General features: G+C 60.8%; 4 protein-coding genes. 2 read left to right on the top strand and 2 right to left on the bottom strand.

The annotated features are described in order from the left end of the window. Positions 1-100: 100 nt before the first annotated feature. Positions 101-1,297 (bottom strand): ATP-dependent nuclease, encoded by a 1,197-nt coding sequence (locus WAZ62_RS01555; RefSeq protein WP_422641772.1) that lies wholly within the window; start codon positions 1,295-1,297, stop codon positions 101-103. A 587-nt stretch (positions 1,298-1,884) separates the two neighbouring features. Between WAZ62_RS01555 and WAZ62_RS01550 the strand changes: the two genes are divergently transcribed. Then, complete coding sequence (locus WAZ62_RS01550) at positions 1,885-2,091, top strand: cold-shock protein (RefSeq protein ID WP_422641771.1); 207 nt, start codon at positions 1,885-1,887, stop codon at positions 2,089-2,091. 291 nt (positions 2,092-2,382) lie between these two features. Continuing rightward, positions 2,383-2,589: a cold-shock protein gene (locus WAZ62_RS01545; RefSeq protein WP_422641770.1), complete on the top strand. Its 207-nt coding sequence runs from the start codon at positions 2,383-2,385 to the stop codon at positions 2,587-2,589. 83 nt (positions 2,590-2,672) lie between these two features. Here WAZ62_RS01545 and WAZ62_RS01540 read toward each other — a convergent pair. Beyond that, positions 2,673-3,077 (bottom strand): response regulator transcription factor (locus tag WAZ62_RS01540; RefSeq protein WP_422641769.1); only part of this gene is annotated, 405 nt, incomplete at its 5' end.

Raw genomic sequence — 3,077 nt, 5'->3', positions numbered from 1 at the left:
ACCCTACCCACAGCCGCCACGGTGACCACCGCTATGGATAAGTAGCCCGCCGCCGCCAGACTCGTGATGGTCGCGCCGGCGAGCTACTTACCCACAGCTCCTACACCATTCGGCGGGACACGATCGCCGCCATCTCCACATCGAGACTTCCAAGCTCTTCCTCTGGTGTATTGGCCTCTCCGGTCGAACCCATCTCGATTGCGCCATCGTCGGCCTGGGCCGGCGGCTGCTGAGGCGCGGCGTCCTTTACTGCCAGCTCTTCAGAGGCGGTAGCTGAGGCATTGATGGATTTGAATACCACCAACTGCTTACTGCTGACCCAGGCCGAGAGATTGGGAGAGTGGCTAGCGACGATGACCTGAACTTGGCCGGCAGGTCCCTTTTTTGGCTTGTCCGCACGAGACTTGGCGGCCTGCTCGATCAGAAACGCCAGGACGGCTGCCTGCAATTGCGGATGCAGATGCGCCTCGGGCTCCTCGACTAGGAACAGGGTCAGGTCGGACCTACTGACTTTTTCTAGTTCGACTGCGATCGTTGCCATGAAAAGGAGGTTGGCGTAGCCATGTCCCGAGTAGCGCAAGTCTTCGGGGTGGATGCCGTAATCGGCGAGCTTGAAGCGTAGGTCGCGGGCAATCTCGATTAGGCTCTCGTGCGAAGCGAAACCAAGCGCCGCCGCTTGTGGGCGCACCCCGGCCGTCAGCGCCGATAAACCCTTGGTCACCGCTTTGTCGACCTCATCAAGGATCGGATGGGCCGTGGGGCGGGCAAGACTCTTCGCCAGATTCGTAGCGCTAGCGTCGTCGAGAAAGTGATTTAGCAGTGCCATGATACGTGTCGGATTGCCTGAAGCCAGGGCCCGTTTGGCATCGCGAAGCGGCGGCAGATAGACGTGCCGGATCATATCGTGACAGCCGGGTTCGGGCGCGTTGCCCAACTTTCCGGCCCAGAGGCTAGGGCGATCTCCAATTGCGCCGCTAAACCGTAGACCAAAGCGGGCCTCCATCAAGCTAGAGTCGGTAGCCGCCGTGATCAGACGTCCCTGTTGGCCCGCGTCAAGCCCGGCGAAGAGCGCCTCGAGTTCGAACCACTTTCTATGGCTTTGGAATCGCACGTCCGTCGGTTCGCAATAGATCTCGCGACGGCCACCTAGAGGTTGGGTCAGTAGGCGTATGGCGTCGATCGCATTGCTCTTGCCGCCATTGTTTTCGCCGACAAAAACCGTGAGGCCCTCCTGAAGTTCGACTTCACCTTCATCGAACGACCGAAAGTTTCGTAGCGTAATCTTCTTAAGGTACATGCGCTCCTCCTCAGCGCAATCTTTCCGCAGGCTGCCAGCAATGGCAACCTGTTAGTGAACGTCGCTATCGATGCCCGCATTGATCGAGGCCGAAAGGATGAGGCATCGTCTCGGTTATTGCATTTAATAACTAGCTGCTTTTACGCGTCGCGGGCGTGCGAGAGATTGTGACTGCGGTGAACTGGGCGCAATGTCGTTGGCAGATCGCGAGAGGTCAAAAGCGCATAGTGGCTTTCTAGGGCGCTGAAATTGCATCCGAGCGGCCGACTTGAGGCGCGGTGCTGCAGCGTGGGCTAGCGAAGGTCGCGATCTCCGGCCAGCCAGAGCAAAATCCCCGTCATCCCCTTCATGTCGCGCCCATGATTTTTCCCGCCGAATTTTCCCCTCCCATAATAATATTCGAAACGCCAAAGATTTCTCTTGCGTCCGGGGCTGATCTACCCCCTTATCAGTCTTGCGATTATTTCGACGTTTGGCGGCCTTGCGCTCCCGCATTTATGCGACGGCCCTATCCTTCCCGGCTTTGAAATCTGAACCGTCCTGCGAACCCGCGGGATGTTGCTATACGTATTGAAAGACTAAAAACTATGACCATCGGCACCGTGAAGTGGTTCAATGCCACCAAGGGCTTCGGCTTCATTCTCCCCGACAATGGGGCGCAGGACGTGTTCGTCCATATCTCGGCGGTCGAGCGTTCGACCCTGGGCAATCTGACCGAGGGCCAGAAGGTCAGCTTCGACCTCGAGCGCGGTCAGCAGGGCAAGGTCTCGGCGGTCAATCTCCAGGCTGCCTGAGCCCCCTACGGGACAGGAAAGCCCCGCGGCAGCGATGCCGCGGGGCTTTTTCATGTCCGCGTGGCCAGGGCCCGGGCCGGCGCGGGACCTTATCGGGACAATATGCGGGGGATCTCGCGATTCTTCTTGCGGGACCGTCCCGGAAGACCTATGGTTCACCGGCTCACGTTTCGACGTTTGGCGGCCTTGCGCTCCCGCTACCCAGCGACGGCCCCGTCCATCCCGACATTGAAATATGACCTGTCCTGCAAACCTGCGGGATGAACACCCATTCTCGAAAGACTACAAATTATGACCATCGGCACCGTGAAGTGGTTCAACGCCACCAAGGGCTTCGGCTTTATCGTCCCCGAAAACGGCGGGCAGGACGTGTTCGTCCATATCTCGGCGGTCGAGCGTTCGACGCTCGGCAACCTCAATGAGGGCCAGCGCGTCAGCTTCGACCTCGAAAAGGGCAAGCAGGGCAAGGTCTCGGCGGTCAACCTCCAGGCCGCCTGAGCGCTCCTCGCGCGACGGAACAGCCCCGCGGCAGTGATGCCGCGGGGTTTTTTCTTGCCTTGATGCCCCTCTCAATGCCCCCCTCAATGTCCCCGATCGCCGTCGAGGGTGCGCAGCGCCAGCATGGCGGCGGCGGTGCGGTTCTCGACGCCGAGCTTGTCGTAGATCGTCTCGAGGTGCTTGTTCACCGTGCGCGGCGACAGGCCGAGGATTTCGGCGATATCGCGGTTGGACTTGCCCCGCGCCAGCCACATCAGCACCTCACCCTCGCGGGCGGTGAGGCCGAGGCGATCACGCAGGGTCAGTTCCTGGGCCGGCTGATCGGTCTCGGCCAGTTGCAGCAGGAATTCATTGGGGCCGGTGCGGCCGACGAAGCCGAACTGGATGCCCCGCCCGCCCGGCGGATTGGCCGGCACGAAGCGGTTGGCGCCGCCTTCGGGCGTCGCCAGGCTGGCGACCCATTGGCCGACATCGGCGGGCAGCTGGCC

The sequence above is a fragment of the Zavarzinia sp. genome (genome assembly GCF_049306435.1).
GTDB lineage: Bacteria > Pseudomonadota > Alphaproteobacteria > Zavarziniales > Zavarziniaceae > Zavarzinia.
The sequence above is the reverse complement of the archived record's forward strand: the minus strand, read 5'-3'. Positions and strand labels throughout refer to the sequence as shown.

What these genes read in the sequence shown, in the direction of transcription:
- WAZ62_RS01555 (WP_422641772.1), bottom strand. Translation starts at nt 1,297, where the DNA reads ATGTACCTTAAGAAGATTACGCTACGAAACTTTCGGTCGTTCGATGAA.
- WAZ62_RS01545 (WP_422641770.1), top strand. Translation starts at nt 2,383, where the DNA reads ATGACCATCGGCACCGTGAAGTGGTTCAACGCCACCAAGGGCTTCGGC.
- WAZ62_RS01550 (WP_422641771.1), top strand. Translation starts at nt 1,885, where the DNA reads ATGACCATCGGCACCGTGAAGTGGTTCAATGCCACCAAGGGCTTCGGC.